Source organism: Streptomyces sp. NPDC006602, assembly GCF_042870385.1.
GTDB lineage: Bacteria > Actinomycetota > Actinomycetes > Streptomycetales > Streptomycetaceae > Streptomyces.
Genome location: NZ_JBIAHG010000017.1, coordinates 75,282 through 94,373, shown reverse-complemented (window position 1 = coordinate 94,373; position 19,092 = coordinate 75,282). Strand labels below are relative to the sequence as shown.

Genomic DNA, 19,092 nt, shown 5'->3' with positions numbered 1-19,092 from the left:
TGCCGGGCGGGACCACCGCCGTAACGACGTCGAGGAAACCGCCACCATGACCCGAAGCGCCGCCGACGGGGCCGTCCCGAAGGGGCGCAGCAGACGGAACTTCGCGGGCTCGCGTCCCGTGATGGACGACGTGGCCCGGCTGGCCGGTGTCTCCAAGCAGACCGTCTCCCGCGTGCTGAACGACCACCCCTCCGTCCGCCCGGAGACGCGCGAGGGGGTCCTGGCGGCCATGCGCACACTCGGCTACCGGCCCAGCCGCAGCGCCAGGTCGCTGGCCAGCGGCCGGACCCGGATGCTCGGGGTCATCTCCTTCGACGCCGCCCGCTACGGGCCCGCCGCCATCCTCACCGCGATCAACACCGCTGCCCAGGAGGCCGGTTACCTGGTCAGCTCCATCGCCCTCGACACGGCCGACCACGACACGGTCGTCGAGGCCGTGAACCGGCTGTCGGCCGAGGGCGCGGACGGCGTGATCGCCATCGCCCCGCAGCTGTGGGTGGGCCGCGCCCTGGCCGACACCCACCTCGACACACCGCTGGTGGTGCTGGAGAACGGCCTCGACGACGCCACCGAGCTGGTCACCGGGGACTCGCGGACCGGGGCCCGCAAGGCCATCGAGCACCTCCTCGGTCTCGGTCACGCGACGGTGTGGCACATCGCCGGGCCGACCGGCTGGACCTCCGCCGACCACCGGCTGGACAGCTGGCGGTCGACCCTCGCCACGGCCGGCGCCGAGATCCCCGAGCCACTCGTCGGTGACTGGAGCGCCGACTCCGGCTACGAGCTGGGCCGACGGCTCGCCGCGCGCCCGGACGTCACGGCGGTGTTCGCCTCCAACGACCAGATGGCGCTGGGCGTCCTGCACGCCCTCCACGAGGCCGGCCGCTCGGTGCCCGGCGACGTCAGCGTCGTCGGCTACGACGACATCCCGGAGGCCGCGCATCTGCTGCCGCCGCTGACCACCGTGCGCACCGACTTCGCGGAGATCGGCACGCGCTCCCTGCGGCTCCTGCTCAACCGCATCGACGGCTCCGCCGAACCCGCGCGGCCCGAGTCGCTGGTCCCGGTGGACCTCGTCGTCCGCCGCAGCAGCGGGCCGGCGCCGCACTGAGCATCGGGTGAAGCGCCGGCCGGCGCCGGAAGCCGACGAGGGCGCAAGGCACGACGACCCGATCCGATACCCGCCCGAACCGCCGACCGTCAGCCGCGTGAACTCGCCTTCCCGGCTCGGACAGCCGCCCTCGACGCGCAGCCACGGCGAGTACGCGAGCGTACGGTCACCGACCCCGGCCTCGGTATGCGCACGTCGAGTTCGGCATCCGTCGTACGGCCACGCTCGGATCGACCGGCGTACTCCTCGCCCTGGCCTCGGCGGTTTTGGCGGCCGGAGTGGCGATCACCCAGGCGGTCAGTGTCAGGAAGGGCTGACCCCCGCCCGGGTCTTGGCCGCCGTCAGGCCGCGACGCCGGGCCCGTCCTCGTCGACGCCAGGGATGTCCCGTACGAGGCGCAGGTCCGAGCAGAACAGCACAGCCGCCGCCACCGCGGTCAGCCCGGTCAGCACGAGCCCCGTGCCGGTACCGGCGCCCGGCCCCATCGCCCCGCCCAGGACGTCGGCGAGCGCCCCGCCCAGCAGGGCACCGAGCGGGATCGCGGCGACGCTCGTCGGCTCCGACCGAACCGCCGCCTGATCCCCTCTTGCATGTCCTATGCAATACCCCATAAGTTACCGACGGGTAGCTCGCTCGGCGGGCCACATCGTCGTCGGAAGGGTGGAGGCGGGTGAGTCCGCGCAAGAGTGACAGCCGTGACCGGATGATCCTCAGTGCCGCTGCTCTGCTGCGTGAGTACGGGGCCGGCGCGACCAGCATCGACCGGGTGCTCGCCCACAGCGGAACCCCTCGGGGCTCGGCGTACCACCACTTCCCCGGCGGGCGGACGCAGCTCATCGACGAGGCGGTGGCACTGGCGGGGGACTTCCTCGCAGGACTGATCGACGCCGCCATGCAGGCGGATGACCCGGTGGCAGCCGTCGACGCGTTCTTCCTGCTGTGGCGCGACCGGCTCGTGGAGAGCGGCTTCAGGGCCGGCTGCCCGATCGTGGCGGTCGCCGTGGAGACCAACGACGAAGCACCCCGGCTCGCCCGCTCGGCCGCCGCCGTCTTCGCCCGCTGGCAGGAGGCGCTTGCGGCCCTCTTCCTGCGGCACGGCCTGACCGAGGAACGCAGCCGCAGGCTGGGCGCCTTCATCATCGCCGCGGTCGAAGGCGCGGTGATCATGCGCCGGGCCGAGCAGAGCACCGCCCCGATCGAGGCAGCCGCCGCCGAGATCCACGACTTGCTCCTCTACACCTTGGGTGACCGCCCCGGTGCCGGATCCGGGCCCCGGTCGTGGTCCGCAGCCACTTGATCCAGTCAGCTCAGCTCGAAGGAGCCACCATGCCCTCGCTCGACCGCCACGACAACGTCTTCGTCCTCGACCTCGGAGACGGAGAGAACCGCTTCCACCCCGACTGGCTCACCGCCGTCAGCGCCGCGCTCGACGAGGTGGAAAAGGCGGACGGCCCCCGCGCCCTGGTCACCGCCGCCACCGGCAAGTTCTACTCCAACGGGCTCGACCTGGACTGGCTGTTCGCCCACGCCGACCAGCACCAGGACTACGTCGTCTCGGTCCATGAGCTGTTCGCGCGGATGCTGTCGCTGCCGGTCATCACGGTGGCCGCGCTGCAGGGGCACACCTTCGCCGCCGGCGCGATGTTCTCCCTCGCCCACGACTTCCGCGTCATGCGCACGGACCGCGGCTACTGGTGCCTGCCCGAAGCGGACATCAAAATCCCCTTCACCCCCGGCATGGCCGCCCTCATCCAGTCCCGGCTGGCGCCGCAGACCGCGCATGAGGCCATGCTCACCGCCCGCCGCTACGGCGGCACCGACGCCGCGGCCGCCGGCATCGTCGACCAGGCGGTCAGCGAGGACGCCGTGCGCTCCACCGCCACCGAGCTCGCCCAGGCGCAGGTGAACAAGGCCGGTGACACCCTCGGCACCATCAAGGCCCGCATGTGTGCCCCGGCCCTGGCCACCCTGCGCGACACCACCAACCCGCTCGGCTGACCAGCACCGCCGGCCGGCTACTCGGACGTCTTCCGGCAGGCAGGTGGAAGGCGACAAGAAATCTCTGATCGTCTTCCGCCCAGCGGCCACCGACACTGACGCGATCCCGCAGGTCAGCGCACTCTTCCCCGCGGTTTCAACGGCACTGGCGGCAGTTCCGGTGCGGGCAGTGGAGCCCCGTCGTAGCCCTTCACCTCCCCGAATCGTGTCCCCTCCATCCAGTCCCGACGCGCCTGTACGATCTCTTCCTGGGAGCGCCCGATCCAGTTCCAGAACATGATCAGCTCCTCCTCGAACGGCTCGCCGCCCAGGAGCATCAGGTCCGCGTCGGACTCGGCGCGCAGCGGGAGTTCGGTGCGGCCGCAGCCGAGGTAGAGCATCGAGCCGGGCAGCATCGGCACACCGTCCACGTGCGCCTCGCCGGACATGGACAGCACGGCGTACTCGAAGTCCGGTTCCAGCGGCAGGCGTACGTCCGTGCCGCGAGCGAGGGTGAGGTCGGCGCCGACGATCGGGGTGTAGGCCGTGCCGGGCGAGGTGGCGCCGTCGAGGGTGCCGAGGATGAGCGTGGCCGTCAGGCCGGGTGCCGTGACGAGGGGCAGCTCGGCGTGGTGTTCGAAGTGCGGCTCGGTGTGCCGGTGGCCGTCCGGCAGAGCGACCCACAGCTGGGCACCGTGCAGGAACCGGGCGTGGGGCCTTGGGCTCTCCTCGGAGTGGCTGATCGCCCGGCCGGAGGTCATGAGGCCCAGTTCGCGCGGGCGGATCGTCTGGAGGCTGCCGGTGGAGTCGCGGTGCAGCACCTCACCCTGGTGGAGCCAGCTCACGGTCTGCAGGCCCATGTGGGGATGCGGCGGCACCTGCATGCCGGCTTCGTCGGCGATGTCGTCGGGGCCGTAGTGATCGACGAAGCACCAGGCGCCGACCATGCGGCGGCCCAGGTTGGGCAGCAGGCGGCGGACCTCGGTGGACTCGCCGAGCTTGACGCGGCGAGGGCTGAGGAGTTCGCGGACGGGCTCGGCCACCACGAAGCCGCGGCCGCCGCACAGGGCGGGTACCGCCTCGCGGTCAAGATTGCTCATGCCGCTCAACCTAGCTCCGCGCGGCCTTCCGCGTCAGGCCAACGAATCCTCGTTTATTAGTAGCCATGTACATAGTATCCATGTACTTTATCGACAGGAGCCGAGGAGCCGTGAACCGCGAAACAGAGGAGCAGTCATGACCACCACCGCACCCACCGTCAACGGCCGCGTCATCGGCGTGGCCCACTACGCCGGCCGCGCGGTCCTGGAGAACGTGCTGGCCCGCCACGACATGACCTTTCAGCAACAGATCACCCTGCGGCCCGTCGCGGAGGCCGAGGCCCCCGTCGAGCGAGACGGACTCGTCGCGCAGATCGCCGACGCGCTCAAGACCGACACGGCGGACGTGCACGGCATCGTCGAGGAGCTGGCCGCCAAGCAGCTGGTGGCGACCGAGGGTTCGAAGGTGCTGGTCACGAACGCCGGACGGGACCTGTACGCCGAGGTGACCGGCCAGACCGGGAAGATCTCCGCCCGGATCTACGCCGGCATCTCCGCGGAGGACCTGGCGGCCGCGGGGCGGGTGCTCGCCCTGGTCACCGAGCGGGCGAACGCGGAACTGGCGGTACTCGTGGAGCAGCCCCGCAAGTAGTGGAATGTTTAACCATCTCGCGCGGTTGAAGACGCCGAAGGAGGCCAGCAGTGAAAACGACGTACTACGACCACGGAACGCCGGCGGAGCGCTGGGAGCGCGCGCGGATGTTCTTCGACGCCAAGGACTACGCCGCCGCGGCGCGTGTCCTGGGCGGGCTGGTCGAGGAGGTGCCGGAGCAGACCGGACCGCGGCTGCTGCTGGCCCGCTCCTACTATCACTCGGCCCAACTGCGGCGCGCGGAGAGTGAGTTGCTGGTGATCGTCGAGCGGGACCCGGTGGAGCACTACGCCCGGCTGATGCTGGGCCGCACGTTGCAGCGGCAGGGCCGGCACGAGGAGGCGGAGCCGCACATGCGACTCGCCTCGGCGCTCGCGGGCGACTTCGAGCAGATCTGAACGGACTGTGGCTCGGGCCCGGTTCCCTTTCGGGGAGCCGGGTCCGAGCCATGTGTCACGCCCTGGGGTTGTCGCGGGTCCGCTGCTTCGCGTCGGCGCCGGTTACCTCGCGTCGGCGCCGCCGAGTCCGTCACCTGCCTGCCCGGACGCCGCGCTCGCCCGGGTGCGCCGCCCCCGCCGGTGGGCGATCTCGCCGAGCAGGACGTCCACGACGACGAACGCGGCCAGCGGGATGCCGAGCAGCGGGACGAAGTAGCCGAGCACGGCGATCACCGCCACGGACGGGACCAGGATGTGGGGCGGCACCTGCTGCCAGGCGCCGCGCGGGATCGGCCGCCCGAAGGACGAGCCGCGGCCGCGCTGCCACCACATGCGGTACCCGAGGACGATGAGCAGGATCAGCGAGAGCGCGAGAAGCATCAGCGCGATCTGGTTGACCAGGCCGAAGAGGACTCCGGTGTGCAGGTCGATGCCCCAGCGGGTCAGCTTGGCGAGCACGGGGTGGTCGGCGAACCGCAGGACGTCGGTGACCTCGCCGGTGGTCGGGTCGATCGCGACGGCGTCCTGCTTCTCGGGCCAGCTGCGCTGCACCTGCCTCACGACGTACGCCGACGAGGCGTCCGCGGGCGGGACGATCTCCACGGGGTCGCCGAGCCTCTCCGTGCGGGCGGCGGCCAGGATCCTGTCGAGGCCGACGCCGTGCTCGGCGTCCCCGGCCGAGGCGGACGCGCCGTGGCCGGAGTGATCGCCGCCCGCGGTCGCCGTGACCGACGGGGTGGACTGGCCGAGGGAGGTACGCAGTTCGTCGATGTTCGCGCCGGCGTAGGTCGACCAGGTCAGGCCGGTCACCGACAGGAAGAGGAAGCCCACCGCGGCCCAGACGCCGACGGTGCCGTGCAGGCCGAGCGTGCGGCGCCGCCCGCCGGTACCGCGGACCCTGCGCAGGGCACGGCGGCGCGAGAACCACAGGACCAGACCACCGGGCGCGATCACCCACAGCCAGCTCGCGGCGAACTCGCTGTAGAGGCGACCGTTCTCGCCCAGGTGCAGGTCGCGGTGGAACTCGTCGATCCAGGTGCGCAGCGGCAGCGCGCCGGTCGAGCCGTACTGCTCCAGCGCGCCCCGCACCTTGGCGGTGTACGGGTCGACGAAGACGGCGAGCGAGTGGTTCGGGTCGACGCCCTTGACGCCGGAGAGCAGCACCCTGGTGGTCGCGTCGTCCTCGGGCGAGGGCCGTATCGCCGAGACCGTGCCCTCGGGGTGGGCCTCGCGGGCGGCGGCCACCTGCTCGGAGATCGGCAGCTTGGCGTCGCCGACGGAGGAGACGGTCATCTCGTCGGCGTAGACGATCTTCTCGGCCTGGAACGCGCCGGCGTACAGGAAGCCGGTGACGGAGGCGACGAACAGGAACGGAGCGACGAACACGCCGGCGTAGAAGTGCAGTCGGAGGATCAGCGGGCGCAGGGGCGACCAGCTGCTGGGGGACGACGGCGCCGGGGCGGCGGCCGGTTGTGGGGCCTCGTCCGTGGTGGTCGAGGGAGCGGTGGACATCGGCGGGCTTCTCCCGGGGCAGGGGATGTTTCTCGGCTGTGGCGGTCCAGAAGTCGGGGGAAGGGAGCGCCGAGTTCCCGGGGGTGCGTGTGGTGTGCGTCACGCCGATGGGTGGGAGGGGCGCCGAGGCGTCGTGGCATCCTGGCGCGATGGTTTCTTCCCGCGATCGTGTGCCCCTGGCCGAGCTGGTCGAGGAACTTCTGGCCACGGACGGTCCGTTGCCCATCGTCGCCGCCGGCGATCCGGTGCTGCGGCGCGGCACCGAGCGGTTCGAGGGGCAGTTGGAGCCCGCGCTGCTGGCCCGTTTCGTCGAGGCCCTGCGGTTCACCATGCACGCGGCGCCGGGCGTGGGCCTTGCCGCGCCGCAGGTGGGGGTGCCCCTGCGGATCGCGGTCATCGAGGATCCGGCGCCCGTGCCGGAGGAGGTACGGCTGGTACGCGGGCGGGTGCCGCAGCCGTTCCGGGTCCTGGTCAATCCGTCGTACGAGCCCGTCGGCGCCGTCCGTGCCGCGTTCTTCGAGGGCTGTCTGAGCGTGCCGGGCTGGCAGGCGGTGGTGGCCCGGCCCGCCGAGGTGCGGCTGACCGGTGAGGACGAGGCGGGCCGCCCGGTGGACGAGGTGTTCGCCGGCTGGCCCGCGCGGATCGTCCAGCACGAGACCGATCACCTCGACGGGATGCTGTACCTCGACCGTGCCGAACTGCGTTCGCTCGCCTCGAACCAGGCGATGGTCCAGTGGTGGGCGCAGCCGACGCCTCGGGAGGCGGCGGCCTCCCTCGGCTTCGAACTGCCCGGTGACGGGGTGGGTCAGTTGTCCCGGTAGGCCTCCAGCAGCCGCAGCCACACCTCGCTGATCGTCGGGAACGACGGCACCGCGTGCCAGAGCCTGCTGATGGTCACCTGACCGGCGACCGCGATGGTCGCGGAGTGGATCAGTTCGCCGACGCCGGGGCCGACGAAGGTGACGCCGAGGAGGATCTCGCGTTCCAGGTCGACGACCATGCGGGCGCGTCCCTTGTAGCCGTCGGCGTACAGGCCCGCTCCGGAGACGGAGGCGAGGTCGTAGTCGACCGCGCGGACGCGGTGTCCGGCCTGTTCCGCCTCTGCCAGTGACAGCCCTACGGCGGCTGCCTCGGGGTCGGTGAAGACGACCTGGGGGACGGCCTCGTGGTCGGCGGTCGCCGCGTGGGCGCCCCATGGGTCGGACTCCAGGATGGGCACACCGGAGGCGCGGGCGGCGATGGCGGCTCCGGCTATGCGGGCCTGGTACTTGCCCTGGTGGGTGAGGAGGGCGCGGTGGTTGACGTCGCCGACGGCGTACAGCCACTTGCTGCCGGTGACGCGCAGGCTGTCGTCGACCTCCAGCCAGGAGCCGGGCTGCAGGCCGACGGTGTCCAGGCCGATGTCGTCGGTGCGCGGAGCGCGTCCGGTGGCGAAGAGGATCTCGTCGGCCTCGATGCGGTCGCCGGTGTTGGTGACGACCACGACCGTGCCGTTCTGGCGGGTGACCGATTCGACGGAGGTGCCGGTGCGCACGTCGGCGCCGGCCTCGGCGAGGGCTTCGGCGACCAGCTCGCCGGCGAAGGGCTCCATGCGGTTCAGCAGGCCCTTGCCGCGGACGAGAAGGGTGACCTGTGAGCCGAGGGCCTGCCAGGCGGTGGCCATCTCGGTGGCGACAACTCCCCCGCCGACGACGACCAGTCGGCCGGGGGCCGCCTTGGCGCTGGTGGCCTCACGGCTCGTCCACGGCTCGACCTGCGCGAGGCCGGGCAGGTCGGGCAGGACGGCGCGGGTGCCGGTGGCGACGGCCACGGCGTGCCGGGCGGTCAGCACGTGCCGCTCGCCGTCGGGGCCGGTGACCGTCACCGTGCGCGGGCCGGTGAGGCGGCCGTGTCCCCGGTAGAGGTCGGCGCCGATGCTGTCGAGCCACTGGATCTGGCCGTCGTCCTTCCAGTGGGAGGTGTAGTAGTCGCGGTGGGCGAGGACCGCGTCCGTGTCGAGGGGGCCCTGCACCGCCTGGCTCAGGCCGGGTGCGCGGCGGGCGTCGGCGCGGGCGATGACCGGGCGCAGCAGGGCCTTGCTGGGAATGCAGGCCCAGTACGAGCATTCGCCGCCGACCAGCTCGCTTTCCACGACCGCGGTGGAGAGGCCGGCCGCGCGGGTGCGGTCGGCGACGTTCTCCCCCACGGGCCCGGCACCGAGCACCACGACGTCGTACGCGATGGATTCCGTTTCCGTCATGGGGTCAGTCTGGTGCGTGGTGTGCGCGGAGGCCACATGGGTAAGCGCGCGGAATATGTACCAGGGCCGCCGTGTTGTGCAGGCGGCTTCGCCCCCACACCAGGAAGAGGGATCACGCCATGAGCAGCACCGTGGAACTCACCAAGGAGAACTTCGACCAGACGGTCACGGACAACGAGTTCGTCCTGATCGACTTCTGGGCGGAGTGGTGTGGTCCGTGCCGTCAGTTCGCGCCGGTCTACGAGAAGGCGGCCGAGGAGAACCCGGACCTGGTGTTCGGCAAGGTGGACACCGAGGCGCAGCCGGAGCTGGCCGCGGCCTTCGGCATCCAGTCGATCCCGACGCTGATGATCGTGCGTGACCAGGTCGCCGTGTTCGCCCAGCCGGGCGCCCTGCCCGAGCCCGCCCTGACGGACGTCATCGGGCAGGCCCGCAAGCTGGACATGGACGAGGTCCGCAAGGCCGTCGCCGATCAGCAGGCGCAGGCCGAGCAGAACGGCGCGTAAGTCCCTCGGCCTAGAACGGGTACGGCGCCACGTCCGCGCGTACCGTCGTCCAGCGGACGTCGGTGAAGGCCTCCAGGTTGGACTCGCCGCCGAAGCGGGCGCCGGTGCCGGACGCGGCGATTCCGCCGAAGGGGGCGACGGCCTCGTCGTTCACCGTCTGGTCGTTGATGTGGACGATGCCGGTCGGGATCCGCTCGGCCAGGTCGAGTCCGCGGGCGGCGTCCCGGGTGATGATGCCGAGCGAGAGGCCGTAGGGGCCGGTCGCGGCCAGGGCGGCCGCCTCCTCGGGCGTGCCGAAGGAGCGTACGGGCGCGACCGGGCCGAACACCTCCTCCGCGTAGGCGGGCGTGTGGTCGTCGACACCGGCGAGGACCGTCGGCCGGTAGAAGAGTTCCTCGTGGGTGCCGCCGGCGGCCAGTTTGGCGCCCTGGGCCGTGCTCGCCTCCACCAGGCCGTGGATCTTGGCGAGCTGGCCGGAGTCGATGATCGGGCCGAGATGGACCTGATCGCGGTGCGGGTCGCCGACGGCGAGCGAGTCGGCCTTCGCGGCCAGCCGCTCGACGTACTCGCCGTACAGCGACTCGTGCACCAGGTGGCGGCCGGTGGTCATGCAGATCTGGCCCTGGTGGAAGAAGGAGCCCCAGGCGGCCGTGGAGATCACGGCGTCGAGGTCGGCGTCCTCCAGGACGATCAGGGCGGAGTTGCCGCCGAGTTCCAGGTGCGCGCGCTTGAGGTGGCGTCCGGCGGCCTCGCCGACGGCCCGGCCGGCCGCGGTCGACCCGGTGAACGAGATGACCGGCACCCGCTGGTCGGCGACCAGGGCCTGACCGGCGTCCGGTCCGCCCGGCAGGACGTGGAACAGCCCCTCCGGCAGGCCCGCCTCGGCGAAGACCGCGGCCAGTGACAGCCCACCGCAGACCGCCGTACGCGGGTCCGGCTTCAGGACGACCGCGTTGCCGAGGGCGAGCGCCGGGGCGACGGAGCGGATGGAGAGGATCAGCGGGGCGTTGAAGGGCGAGATCACGCCCACGACCCCGACCGGGACGCGCCGCGTGTAGGAGAGGCGGGGCGCCTCGCTGGGCAGGACCTGTCCGGCCGGGCGGGAGGCGAGAGCGGCGGCCTCGTAGCACTCCTGGGCGGCGACGTGCAGCTCGAAGTCGGCCTTGCCGGGGATGGACCCGGACTCGCGGACCAGCCATTCGCGCAGTTCTTCGGTGTGCGCGGCGAACAGGTCGCCGGCCTTGCGCAGTACGCCCGCGCGGACGAAGTGGGGCAGGCGGGCCCACTCCGCCTGGGCGGTGCGGGCGGTCTCGGCGGCGGCCTGGACGTCCTCGGCGGTGGCCAGGGTGACGGTGCCGAGTGTTTCGCCGGTGGCGGGTTCGGTGACGGCGTGTTCAGGTCCCGACAGGGTGCGGGACTGCCAGGTCTTGGGGTCGAGCAACGGCATGACGGCTCTCCGTTCGGTCACCGACGGGACTCACAGGGGCAGCGGGAGTCCCGAGTAGTTCGCGGCCGGTTCGGCCGCGTGGCGGGACGCGGTGATCCGGCGCAGCCGCGCGAACTGCATCCGGTCGTCGAACGCATCCCCATTTTGTTGAGCATGCAACATCCTAGTCATGTCCTACGAGAACCGCGTCGCCTGCCACACCTGCGCGAGGACGCGGAGTCGGACACCGTGGCCCTTGGCACCGGTCGGCGGGACGATGTGGGCGGCACCTTGGGCTAGCAACAGCCGTGCGTGGCACATCGGCTCGTGAACCACGATGTCGGCCGGGTGCAGCGGACGGGGCAGGAGCAGTCCGGCGGGGCCGCCGATGATGCCGACCGTCGTGTACATGGCCCGCCTCCCTGGGCTCAACTGGAGTCGCGGTGTACCACCGAGGCTCCCAGCACCGTGTGCGTCTCGGGTGCGGCGCCGGGGTTGCGCACCGCGCGGTCGACCAGTCCGGCCAGGTCGCGGCCGGACGGCAGCTCGATGTGCACGGTACTCAGTCTGGGCCGCAGCAGCCGTCCGAGCATCAGGTCGTCGGCGCCGATCACCGCCGTCTCCTGCGGGATGGCGACGCCCTCGTCCTGCAGGGCGCGCATGAGCAGCATCGCGTACTCGTCGTTGTACGCGAACACGGCGTCCAGGCCGAGTTCGCGCCAGCGGGCCGCGAGCCGTGCGGCGGCGGCCTCCTCGTAGGCGAGGGGCAGTTCGGTGACGGTGGCGTCCATGCCGTACACAGCACGGCGTACGCCTTCCAGACGGGGCGCGGAGAAGGCGTCCAGGCCGGGTTCCTCGGGGACGACGACGCCGATGCGGCGCCGGCCGCGGGTGTACAGGTGGGTGCCCGCGCAGTGGCCGACGGCCTCGTGGTCCATGAGCAGGGCATGGGCGCCCTCGACGGCCTCGGGGCCGAGGGTGACCACGGCCCGGGCGCCGGAGCGTTTGAGCACGGTGACGTCCTTGGGGCCGAGGCCGGAACCGGGCACCAGGACGGCGACGGGGCGCAGTTCGGCCCAGGCGCGGGCGGCTTCGTCGCCGTGCAGTCCGACGGTGCCGAACTGCACGACCGTGTACTCGAGACGCCCGAGGGCCCACTGGAGTTCGCTGATGAACTGGCTGTAGAGCGGGCCCACGGGGAAGGTCGGGGCGGGCATCAGGACCATGCGGCTGTGCCCGGCGCGCAGGCTGCGGGCCGCCGCGTGCGGCACGTACCCGAGCTCCTTCGCGGCCTCGCGGACGCGTCGGCGGGTGGGTTCACTGATCCGGACGGCGCTGGTGTTGTTGAGGACGTAGGAGACGGTCGCGCGCGACACGCCGGCCAGGCGGGCCACATCGGCGCTCGTGGGCACGGAACGCGGTACGGGCGACGCGGGCGCGGGCGTTTTCGGTATCTGCACCATGACGTACCGCATCTTTGCAGAACCTGTGCGCGTGGCTTTCGGTTGGGGGAACTTCGCGTCGAAATCGATGGTCAGTGCGGCTGTGCGCCGGCGGGGGCCGTCATCCGGTCGACCATGTCGCACCAGGCGGCCTCCAGGCGCTCCATCGGCATCCCGCACTGCACGGTCAGGTGATGGACCAGGACGGGACTCAGAAAGCCCATGAGGGTGTGCGCGAGGAGTTCGGTGTCCGCGTCCGGAACCGCCTGCCGCAGCAGCATGGCGACATGGCTGCGCTGCACGCGGCGGGGCGGGACGGAGAACCGGCGTTCCGGGCTCGGTTCGGCCGCCAGTTGCAGGTCCAGTTCCTCGGCCGAGCGGCGCAGCAGGGCGCAGCCGAACGCCCGCAGCCGCTCGACGGGGGGTGCCCCTGGGCCCAGTGGCGGGGGGCCGCCGAGGAAGGCGGCCTGGAACTTCTTCTCCGAGTGGTCGAGCAGTGCGGTGAGCAGGCCGGTGCGGTCGCCGAAGCGCCGGAACACCGTCCCCTTGCCGACGTCGGCCGCGACGGCCACCGCCTCCATCGTCACGCCGGCCGCGCCGTGCTGCGCCACCAGCCGGGCGGCGGCCTCCAGCAGCCGGGCCCGGTTGCGCGCGGCGTCGGCACGCAGGCAGGGCTCTTCCCCGATGGATCCGACCTGCAGCAACTCGGGCTGCGGGGCGGGCTCCTGGGGCTGCGGGAAGGGGGGCAGGACGGCGGACATGAAAACAGCGTAAAGCATCCGGAACAAAACTGGACCGCGGTCCGGTTAGGATGCTAGAAAGTTAAACGGACCTCGGTCCGGATCGTAACGCCACTGTTTCAGCCCCCGGGAGTTTCGTATGTCTGTTCGCATTCTCGCGCTCGTCGGCAGTCTTCGCGCCGGTTCGACCAACCGCCAGCTCGCCGAGGCGGCCGTCAAGCACGCTCCCGAGGGCGCCGACGTGGTGCTGTTCGAGGGCCTGGCGGACATCCCGTTCTACAACGAGGACCTCGACGTCGAGGGCAGCGTCCCGGCCGCCGCCGCCAAGCTGCGCGAGGCCGCCACCTCCGCCGACGCCTTCCTGTTCTTCTCGCCCGAGTACAACGGCACCATCCCGGCCGTCCTGAAGAACGCGATCGACTGGCTGTCCCGCCCGTACGGCGCCGGCGCCTTCGGCGGCAAGCCCGTCGCCGTGGTCGGCACCGCCTTCGGCCAGTACGGCGGCGTCTGGGCGCAGGACGAGGCCCGCAAGGCCGTGGGCATCGCCGGCGGCAGGGTGATCGAGGACCTCAAGCTCTCCATCCCCGGCTCCCTGACCCGCTTCGCCGAGACCCACCCGTCCGACGACGCCGAGGTCGCCGCGCAGCTCACCGAGGTGGTCGCCCGTCTGCACGGCCACGCCGGCGAAGCGGTCGCCGCCTGACGGGTCCGGACCCCGGACGGGGGCTGGAACCGCCCAATCGCAGCAGGTCCCGGAGGGGGCCGGAGCCCGTACGGAGCTCCGGCCCCCTCCGCGTGTCGTGGGCGGGGGCTTGCTCGTACGTCACGCCACCGCCGTGGGCGCCAGCTCCCGCAGCTCCGCCAGGGCGGCCACCACCGCGGGGCGGGTCCGGCCGCCCCGGCGGGTGCAGGTGAGCAGCTTGCGGTGCGGGTTGCCGGTGCAGTGCACGCGCGCGATCGGCAGGTGCGGGGTGAGGTGGGCCAGCCGGGGGATCAGCGCGACGCCCAGCCGGTGGGCGACCAGGTGGGCGGTGACGTTCCAGTCCAGGGTGTGATGGACCACGTCCGGCGTGAACCCGGCCTCACCGCACGCGGACAGCACATGCGGACTGCAGGGGCTCTCCGGCACCGGGGCGATCCAGTCCTCGTGCGCCGCCTCCGCCAGGTCGACGCCGGTGCGTCCTGCCAGCGGATGGTCCTCGGGCACGACCAGGTCGAAGGGGTCGTCCAGCAGTGGCTGCTGGTCGAAGCGCGCGTCGCCGAGCGGCGGGTTGTGCGGGGTCGCCTCGACGACCGCCAGATCGGTCTCCCCCTCGAAGAGCAGGTCGAAGCTCTCCGGAACCGCCCCCTCCTGGATGCGGACGGCCAGCCGCGGGTGGCGCTCGCGCAGCCGGACCGCCATCGGGGCCAGCAGCACCGAGATGGCCACGGGGAAACCGCTCACGCGCAGCGGCCCCGCGGGTTCCCCGTGGTCGGCGCGGAGGTCGAGTTCGGCCTGTTCCCAGTGGGCCTGGATGGCGTCGGCGTGCGCGAGCAGGGTCTCGGCGGCCGGGGTGAGCCGCACTCCGCGCCCCTGTGGCGCGAGGAGGTCGACGCCCAACTCGCGGGCGAGTTGGCGGATCTGCTGGGAGGCCGCGGAGGGCGTGAAGTGCAGGGCGTTGGCCGCGGCGGTGACCGTGCCGTAGTGCGCCACCGCGCGCAGGACATGGAGCCGGCGCAGATCAATCATGAAGCCCACGCTTCAAGGTCGGCTCCAGAAAGTCAACCTGGACGTGTACGAAGACTCCGGCGCACCCTGACTGTGTCGCGACGGCCCACCAGCCTTACCACCGAAGGAGTTCCCATGACCAGCACGACCGGCGCCGTCTGCCCGCACTGCGGTTGGCCCGACGGCGCCGAGCCCTTCCAGGTGGTGTCCCGGCACAGCACGGCGGCGGGCACCACGGTGTGGACCCGCTGCGGCTGCGGTTCGCTGCAGGTCCGGGTCGTCGACGGCCGGGGCACGCGGATCGTCTCCCGCAGTCGCCCGGCCGCGGCTCAGTCGAGCTCGGCCAGCCGCTGAACGGCAGGGGCCACGAAGCGCTCGATCCACTCGGCCGGCTCTCCGATGCGCGGCGCCAGGATCACCGTGTCGATGCCGAGCTTTGTGTAGCCCGCGATGTCCCGGGTGAAGGCGTCCAGGTCGCCCTCGTCGGCCGGTTCGCCCGTGTAGGCGACCGTCTTGCGGATCTCCTCGGGATCGCGGCTCTCGGCCTCGCAGTGACGGCGCAGGACGTCGAGCTTGTGCCGGACCTCTTCGGGCGAGGTGGCGAACAGGTTGCAGGCGTCGCCGTACCGAGCGACCAGGCGGAGCGTCTTGCGTTCGCCCCCGCCGCCGATCATGATCTCGGGGTGCGGGCTGCTCACCGGCGCCGGGACGCACAGGGTCTCGGCGAGCCGGTGGTGCTCGCCCTCGAAGGGACCGTTCGACTGCGGGTCCCACATCTGCCGACAGATCCGCAGGACCTCCTCCAGGCGCTCGAAGCGCTCCGCGAGCGGTGGGAACGGCACGCCGAGCCCCTCGTGCTCACGGTCGTACCAAGCCGCCCCGATGCCGAGGGTGGCCCGGCCGCCGGACAGTACGTCGAGCGAGGTGACGATCTTGGCGAGTAACCCGGGGTGGCGGTAGGTCACTCCGGTGACGAGGGCGCCGAGCTGGATCGTCGATGTGCGGGCCGCGAGGTAGCCCAGCGTGGTGTACGCCTCCAGCATCGGGGCCTCGGCGCCGCCGTTGAACTCCATCTGGAAGTAGTGGTCCATGACCGACAGCCAGCTCACGCCCGCGTCCTCGGCCGCGGCGCCGGCCGCGGCGAGTTCGGCGCCGAGTGCGGGGCCGCCCCCACTGTGGTCGAACCGGTTGATGTGCACGCCCACCCGCATGTCCGCCTCCGCTCCCCCGGGATCACCCGGACCTTCATTGACTCCCGCGACGCTAGGTCCTGGAGCGCTCTCGAAGTCAAGGGTGGCCGCGGCGCCGTCAGGTCACGCGCTCGGCTCGGCGGTTTCCTGCTGCTTCGCGGGCCCGCAGGCTCGTCGGCGTGATGACCGCTGCCGCGATGAAACTCCCGCGCGCAGCACCAGTGTCATGATCACGATCACGCCGACCATGAGCACGCGGCAGGTCACACTGGGACATGGCCGGAAAGCGCGGGAGCCCACCCGCCGTACGGCGGGCAGGTTCCGCCGTACGGCGGCGTCCCGGACGTCGGCCGATGCGCGAATCATGGGGCACCGAGCCGCCGCGCCCCCGCGTGAGGAGATCACATGAGCCACGTCCCGCCCCCGTTCGACCCGGAACTCGCCGCCGCCCTGGACCTGATCAAGGACGTCCTGTCGCCCGGTTTCACCCCGGACGAGATCGACGTCATACGCCAGGGCCCGGCCATCCAGATGCTCGCCGAGCTGGACCTGACCATGGACGGCTGCTTCAAGGTCGAGGACCGTACGGTGCCGGGGCCCGAGGGCGCTCCCGAGATCTCGCTGCTGATCTGCCGGCCCACCGCTCCTGAGCTCGCGGGCGTGCCGCAGCCCGTCGTGTACCACGTGCACGGCGGCGGCATGGTCCTCGGCAACAGCCGAGTCGGCGTGGACGGGCCGCTGGCCTGGGCGAAGGAGCTGGGCGCGGTCGTGGTGTCGGTCGAGTACCGCCTGGCGCCCGAGCATCCGCATCCGGCGCCGATCGAGGACGTGTACGCCGGTCTCGTCTGGACGGCCGAGCACGCGGCGGAGATCGGCGGTGACCCCGAGCGCATCGTCATAGCGGGCGCGAGCGCGGGCGGCGGCCTGTCCGCGGCGCTGGCCCTGCTCACCCGGGACCGCAAGGGCCCGCGGCCGATCGGCCAGCTGCTGATGTGCCCGATGCTGGACGACCGCAACGACACCGTCTCCAGCCACCAGATGGCGGGCCTCGGTGTGTGGGACCGTACGGCGAACGAGACCGGCTGGGGTGCGCTGCTGGGCGAGGCGCGCGGCGGTCCGGAGGTGCCCGCGTACGCGGCACCGGCCCGCGCCGAGGACCTGTCCGGCCTGCCGCCGGCCTTCCTCGACGTGGGTTCCGCGGAGACCTTCCGGGACGAGGTCGTCGCCTACGCCTCCCGGCTCTGGCAGGCGGGCGGGGTGGCCGAGCTGCACGTGTGGCCAGGCGGCTTCCACGGCTTCGACGGCTTCGCCCCGCAGGCGGCACTGTCGCAGGCGGCCCGGGCGGCGCAGTTGGCGTGGCTGCGGCGGTTGCTGGGCGGGTGACCCGGGGCGGCGCGAGTGCCGTTGATCGCCGCGCGACGGGAGACGCGAGCGCCGTTGATCGCCGCGAGAGCGGCGGCGGCCGGCGCGCGACCGGGGCTGATCGCCGCGAACAGGCGGCGGCCGGCTGGCAGCTGATCGGCGCGTCACGGGGCGGCACACTGACGGCTGATCCCCGTCGCGGGGCGGCAGACTGCCCACTGGTCGCCGCGTCACGGGCCGGCACGCTCACGGCTGATCGGCGACCGCGGAGGCTTCCGCGGGGCTGTTCCCGTGATCGACCCCGCTTGCTGGCCCTGCGGCTGCGGGGGCCTCCAGCCGACCGGTTCGCTGTGCCAGGAGCGCGTGGGCGGCCATCCGTTGCCCGGAAGGCCCAGCCATACGGCTGCCGCGACCGCGCGGGGGCCTCCGGCCGACCGGTTCGCCGCTGACGGGAGCGCTTGAGCGGCCATTCGCTGCCCGGCAGGCCCAGCCATACGGCCGCCACAACCGCGCGAAGGGGCCTCCAGCCGACCGGTTCACGGCTGACGGTGTGCGTGCGTGGCCCCCGTGGCCAGAAGGCCCAGGCTGTACGGATTTCTGGGGCACCGACCGGCCTGCGGTGGCACGGACTCCGGGGTTCCGGCGCCTGCCGGGTGGAACCGTCTCCGCGGTTCCGGCGCGTCCCCTCGGCCGTAAGCCGAAAGCACCCCTCCCCACAGGCTCCACGGAACGTGACCGCATAGCGCACCATGGACGCATGAAAGAGCTGGCCGGGCGCCTGACCGCGCTGGACCCGGACGCCGGTGCCGCCGTCCAGGTCATCGCCTACTTCGACCGACTGTCCGAGTCCCGGGCCGGTCTGGAGGCGCTGGTGCGTGGTGCCGCGGTGCTGGCCGGGGTGCCCGCGCGGCTGGTCGACGCCGAACGGCGCGTGTACGTCCGCGTCGAGACCGACGGAACCCGCCGGGACACGGACCTGCCGCCGGACCCCGCGTGGCCGTCGGCGGCGCTGACGCCGGGCGGGGCCGCGGCCCTGTGGCTGGAGCGGACGGAGGCGGCGCCCAGTGTGGTCGACGCGGTGATCCTGGAGCGGGCGGCCGGTGCCATACGCCTCGTCCTCGACCGCACCCGGGGCCGGGCACCCGCCGACGATCCCGCCCTGGTCGAGACGGTGCTGGACGCCACGGCGCCGGAACCGGCCCGAGTGCACGCGGCCCGCGGGCTGGGCCTGGACCCGACGGCGCCCGCGCGAGCCCTGGCCCCGTACGACGGGCGTCCCCGTATCGTCGCCGGGGAGGCCGAGTTGCCCGTCGGCCGGCTCGGCGTCGGTCCCGCCGTCCCCGTGCTGGACCTGCCGGCTTCCTGGGCCGCCGCCCGTACCGCCCTGCGCTTCACCGCGGACGGCACCGCACACGACCCGGGACCGCGCGTGGTGCACGCCGACGAGCTCGGCGGGGTGGCCCTGCTGGCCGGCCTCGTCGTCCCGGGCGCCGAACCGCCGCCCGACGTACGGACGTTGGAAGCGGCGGCCGCGAGCACGCCCTGGCTGTTGGCCACCCTGCACGCGGTGGCCGCGACGGCGAGCCTGCGCGCTGCGGCCGCCGAGGTCAACGTGCACCACTCCACGCTCCAGGACCGGCTGACCCACGCCGAGCACGTGCTCGGCTGGCCGCTGCGCACGCCGCAGGGCCGGCTCAGACTCCATCTGGCCCTGACGATGCGGCACTTGGCACGGTCGTAGCGGTCGCGT

Annotated in this window: 20 protein-coding genes and 1 pseudogene; 11 read left to right on the top strand and 10 right to left on the bottom strand. The window is 72.5% G+C overall.

What is annotated here, in order from left to right; genetic code table 11:
- Window positions 1-46: 46 nt before the first annotated feature.
- Window positions 47-1,111 (top strand): LacI family DNA-binding transcriptional regulator, encoded by a 1,065-nt coding sequence (locus tag ACFYO2_RS32695; protein ID WP_388356166.1) that lies wholly within the window; start codon window positions 47-49, stop codon window positions 1,109-1,111.
- 341 nt (window positions 1,112-1,452) lie between these two features.
- Here the strand turns inward: ACFYO2_RS32695 and ACFYO2_RS32690 are convergent, their stop codons facing one another.
- The gene (locus tag ACFYO2_RS32690) at window positions 1,453-1,722 is read right to left on the bottom strand and encodes a hypothetical protein (protein WP_388356165.1); all 270 of its coding nucleotides are present in this window, start codon (window positions 1,720-1,722) and stop codon (window positions 1,453-1,455) included.
- A 59-nt stretch (window positions 1,723-1,781) separates the two neighbouring features.
- Here ACFYO2_RS32690 and ACFYO2_RS32685 point away from each other — a divergent pair, with 59 nt between their 5' ends.
- Window positions 1,782-2,408, top strand: a complete 627-nt coding sequence (locus ACFYO2_RS32685) for a TetR/AcrR family transcriptional regulator (protein ID WP_388356164.1) — start codon at window positions 1,782-1,784, stop codon at window positions 2,406-2,408.
- Window positions 2,409-2,437: 29 nt separating this feature from the next.
- Window positions 2,438-3,109 (top strand): enoyl-CoA hydratase-related protein, encoded by a 672-nt coding sequence (locus tag ACFYO2_RS32680; protein ID WP_388356163.1) that lies wholly within the window; start codon window positions 2,438-2,440, stop codon window positions 3,107-3,109.
- 113 nt (window positions 3,110-3,222) lie between these two features.
- Here ACFYO2_RS32680 and ACFYO2_RS32675 read toward each other — a convergent pair whose 3' ends face one another.
- Complete coding sequence (locus ACFYO2_RS32675; RefSeq protein ID WP_388356162.1) at window positions 3,223-4,188, bottom strand: pirin family protein; 966 nt, start codon at window positions 4,186-4,188, stop codon at window positions 3,223-3,225.
- 136 nt (window positions 4,189-4,324) lie between these two features.
- On the opposite strand from ACFYO2_RS32675, the gene ACFYO2_RS32670 reads away from it, so the two are divergent.
- Window positions 4,325-4,780 (top strand): MarR family winged helix-turn-helix transcriptional regulator, encoded by a 456-nt coding sequence (locus ACFYO2_RS32670; protein WP_388356161.1) that lies wholly within the window; start codon window positions 4,325-4,327, stop codon window positions 4,778-4,780.
- A gap of 50 nt (window positions 4,781-4,830) precedes the next feature.
- The gene (locus ACFYO2_RS32665; protein ID WP_388356160.1) at window positions 4,831-5,178 is read left to right on the top strand and encodes a tetratricopeptide repeat protein; all 348 of its coding nucleotides are present in this window, start codon (window positions 4,831-4,833) and stop codon (window positions 5,176-5,178) included.
- 102 nt (window positions 5,179-5,280) lie between these two features.
- On the opposite strand, the gene ACFYO2_RS32660 is transcribed toward ACFYO2_RS32665, so the two are convergent.
- Entirely contained in the window at window positions 5,281-6,729 is a 1,449-nt protein-coding gene (locus tag ACFYO2_RS32660) for a PepSY-associated TM helix domain-containing protein (RefSeq protein ID WP_388356159.1), read from the bottom strand.
- 149 nt (window positions 6,730-6,878) lie between these two features.
- Between ACFYO2_RS32660 and ACFYO2_RS32655 the strand changes: the two genes are divergently transcribed.
- Complete coding sequence (locus ACFYO2_RS32655; RefSeq protein WP_388356158.1) at window positions 6,879-7,550, top strand: peptide deformylase; 672 nt, start codon at window positions 6,879-6,881, stop codon at window positions 7,548-7,550.
- Here ACFYO2_RS32655 and ACFYO2_RS32650 read toward each other — a convergent pair.
- On the bottom strand, window positions 7,535-8,968 hold the full coding sequence (locus tag ACFYO2_RS32650) for a dihydrolipoyl dehydrogenase family protein (RefSeq protein WP_388356156.1): 1,434 nt from the start codon (window positions 8,966-8,968) through the stop codon (window positions 7,535-7,537). The genes ACFYO2_RS32655 and ACFYO2_RS32650 overlap by 16 nt on opposite strands.
- 119 nt (window positions 8,969-9,087) lie before the next feature.
- Between ACFYO2_RS32650 and trxA the strand changes: the two genes are divergently transcribed.
- Window positions 9,088-9,474 (top strand): thioredoxin, encoded by a 387-nt coding sequence (gene trxA / locus ACFYO2_RS32645; protein ID WP_388356155.1) that lies wholly within the window; start codon window positions 9,088-9,090, stop codon window positions 9,472-9,474.
- Window positions 9,475-9,484: 10 nt separating this feature from the next.
- On the opposite strand, the gene ACFYO2_RS32640 is transcribed toward trxA, so the two are convergent.
- From ACFYO2_RS32640 to ACFYO2_RS32625, 4 genes and pseudogenes are all read right to left on the bottom strand, one after another.
- A complete protein-coding gene (locus ACFYO2_RS32640) occupies window positions 9,485-10,921 on the bottom strand; it encodes a benzaldehyde dehydrogenase (RefSeq protein WP_388356153.1) in 1,437 nt (478 codons plus the stop codon).
- 30 nt (window positions 10,922-10,951) lie between these two features.
- Window positions 10,952-11,275: pseudogene (locus tag ACFYO2_RS32635) on the bottom strand (4-hydroxybenzoate 3-monooxygenase); the annotation flags it as partial.
- Window positions 11,276-11,328: 53 nt separating this feature from the next.
- The gene (locus ACFYO2_RS32630; RefSeq protein ID WP_388356151.1) at window positions 11,329-12,375 is read right to left on the bottom strand and encodes a LacI family DNA-binding transcriptional regulator; all 1,047 of its coding nucleotides are present in this window, start codon (window positions 12,373-12,375) and stop codon (window positions 11,329-11,331) included.
- Between the two features lie 59 nt (window positions 12,376-12,434).
- Window positions 12,435-13,103, bottom strand: a complete 669-nt coding sequence (locus ACFYO2_RS32625; protein ID WP_388356149.1) for a TetR/AcrR family transcriptional regulator — start codon at window positions 13,101-13,103, stop codon at window positions 12,435-12,437.
- A 118-nt stretch (window positions 13,104-13,221) separates the two neighbouring features.
- On the opposite strand from ACFYO2_RS32625, the gene ACFYO2_RS32620 reads away from it, so the two are divergent.
- Window positions 13,222-13,785 (top strand): NAD(P)H-dependent oxidoreductase, encoded by a 564-nt coding sequence (locus ACFYO2_RS32620; protein ID WP_388356148.1) that lies wholly within the window; start codon window positions 13,222-13,224, stop codon window positions 13,783-13,785.
- A 120-nt stretch (window positions 13,786-13,905) separates the two neighbouring features.
- Here ACFYO2_RS32620 and ACFYO2_RS32615 read toward each other — a convergent pair whose 3' ends face one another.
- Window positions 13,906-14,811: a LysR family transcriptional regulator gene (locus ACFYO2_RS32615; RefSeq protein WP_388356146.1), complete on the bottom strand. Its 906-nt coding sequence runs from the start codon at window positions 14,809-14,811 to the stop codon at window positions 13,906-13,908.
- 114 nt (window positions 14,812-14,925) lie between these two features.
- Between ACFYO2_RS32615 and ACFYO2_RS32610 the strand changes: the two genes are divergently transcribed.
- Window positions 14,926-15,144 carry a hypothetical protein gene (locus tag ACFYO2_RS32610; RefSeq protein WP_388356144.1) on the top strand — a complete coding sequence of 73 codons (219 nt, stop codon included), beginning with the start codon at window positions 14,926-14,928 and terminating at the stop codon, window positions 15,142-15,144.
- Here ACFYO2_RS32610 and ACFYO2_RS32605 read toward each other — a convergent pair.
- Entirely contained in the window at window positions 15,120-16,001 is an 882-nt protein-coding gene (locus ACFYO2_RS32605) for an LLM class F420-dependent oxidoreductase (protein ID WP_388356143.1), read from the bottom strand. The genes ACFYO2_RS32610 and ACFYO2_RS32605 overlap by 25 nt on opposite strands.
- A gap of 384 nt (window positions 16,002-16,385) precedes the next feature.
- Between ACFYO2_RS32605 and ACFYO2_RS32600 the strand changes: the two genes are divergently transcribed.
- Both ACFYO2_RS32600 and ACFYO2_RS32595 read left to right on the top strand, forming a co-directional pair.
- The gene (locus ACFYO2_RS32600) at window positions 16,386-17,363 is read left to right on the top strand and encodes an alpha/beta hydrolase (protein WP_388356141.1); all 978 of its coding nucleotides are present in this window, start codon (window positions 16,386-16,388) and stop codon (window positions 17,361-17,363) included.
- A gap of 736 nt (window positions 17,364-18,099) precedes the next feature.
- On the top strand, window positions 18,100-19,083 hold the full coding sequence (locus ACFYO2_RS32595; RefSeq protein ID WP_388356139.1) for a helix-turn-helix domain-containing protein: 984 nt from the start codon (window positions 18,100-18,102) through the stop codon (window positions 19,081-19,083).
- The last annotated feature ends 9 nt before the right edge of the window (window positions 19,084-19,092 follow it).

Coding starts and splice junctions, on each gene's coding strand:
- ACFYO2_RS32695 (WP_388356166.1), top strand. CDS start 47: ATGACCCGAAGCGCCGCCGACGGGGCCGTCCCGAAGGGGCGCAGCAGA.
- ACFYO2_RS32690 (WP_388356165.1), bottom strand. CDS start 1,722: ATGGGGTATTGCATAGGACATGCAAGAGGGGATCAGGCGGCGGTTCGG.
- ACFYO2_RS32680 (WP_388356163.1), top strand. CDS start 2,438: ATGCCCTCGCTCGACCGCCACGACAACGTCTTCGTCCTCGACCTCGGA.
- ACFYO2_RS32675 (WP_388356162.1), bottom strand. CDS start 4,188: ATGAGCAATCTTGACCGCGAGGCGGTACCCGCCCTGTGCGGCGGCCGC.
- ACFYO2_RS32670 (WP_388356161.1), top strand. CDS start 4,325: ATGACCACCACCGCACCCACCGTCAACGGCCGCGTCATCGGCGTGGCC.
- ACFYO2_RS32660 (WP_388356159.1), bottom strand. CDS start 6,729: ATGTCCACCGCTCCCTCGACCACCACGGACGAGGCCCCACAACCGGCC.
- ACFYO2_RS32655 (WP_388356158.1), top strand. CDS start 6,879: ATGGTTTCTTCCCGCGATCGTGTGCCCCTGGCCGAGCTGGTCGAGGAA.
- ACFYO2_RS32650 (WP_388356156.1), bottom strand. CDS start 8,968: ATGACGGAAACGGAATCCATCGCGTACGACGTCGTGGTGCTCGGTGCC.
- trxA (WP_388356155.1), top strand. CDS start 9,088: ATGAGCAGCACCGTGGAACTCACCAAGGAGAACTTCGACCAGACGGTC.
- ACFYO2_RS32640 (WP_388356153.1), bottom strand. CDS start 10,921: ATGCCGTTGCTCGACCCCAAGACCTGGCAGTCCCGCACCCTGTCGGGA.
- ACFYO2_RS32630 (WP_388356151.1), bottom strand. CDS start 12,375: ATGCGGTACGTCATGGTGCAGATACCGAAAACGCCCGCGCCCGCGTCG.
- ACFYO2_RS32625 (WP_388356149.1), bottom strand. CDS start 13,103: ATGTCCGCCGTCCTGCCCCCCTTCCCGCAGCCCCAGGAGCCCGCCCCG.
- ACFYO2_RS32620 (WP_388356148.1), top strand. CDS start 13,222: ATGTCTGTTCGCATTCTCGCGCTCGTCGGCAGTCTTCGCGCCGGTTCG.
- ACFYO2_RS32615 (WP_388356146.1), bottom strand. CDS start 14,811: ATGATTGATCTGCGCCGGCTCCATGTCCTGCGCGCGGTGGCGCACTAC.
- ACFYO2_RS32610 (WP_388356144.1), top strand. CDS start 14,926: ATGACCAGCACGACCGGCGCCGTCTGCCCGCACTGCGGTTGGCCCGAC.
- ACFYO2_RS32605 (WP_388356143.1), bottom strand. CDS start 16,001: ATGCGGGTGGGCGTGCACATCAACCGGTTCGACCACAGTGGGGGCGGC.
- ACFYO2_RS32600 (WP_388356141.1), top strand. CDS start 16,386: ATGAGCCACGTCCCGCCCCCGTTCGACCCGGAACTCGCCGCCGCCCTG.
- ACFYO2_RS32595 (WP_388356139.1), top strand. CDS start 18,100: ATGAAAGAGCTGGCCGGGCGCCTGACCGCGCTGGACCCGGACGCCGGT.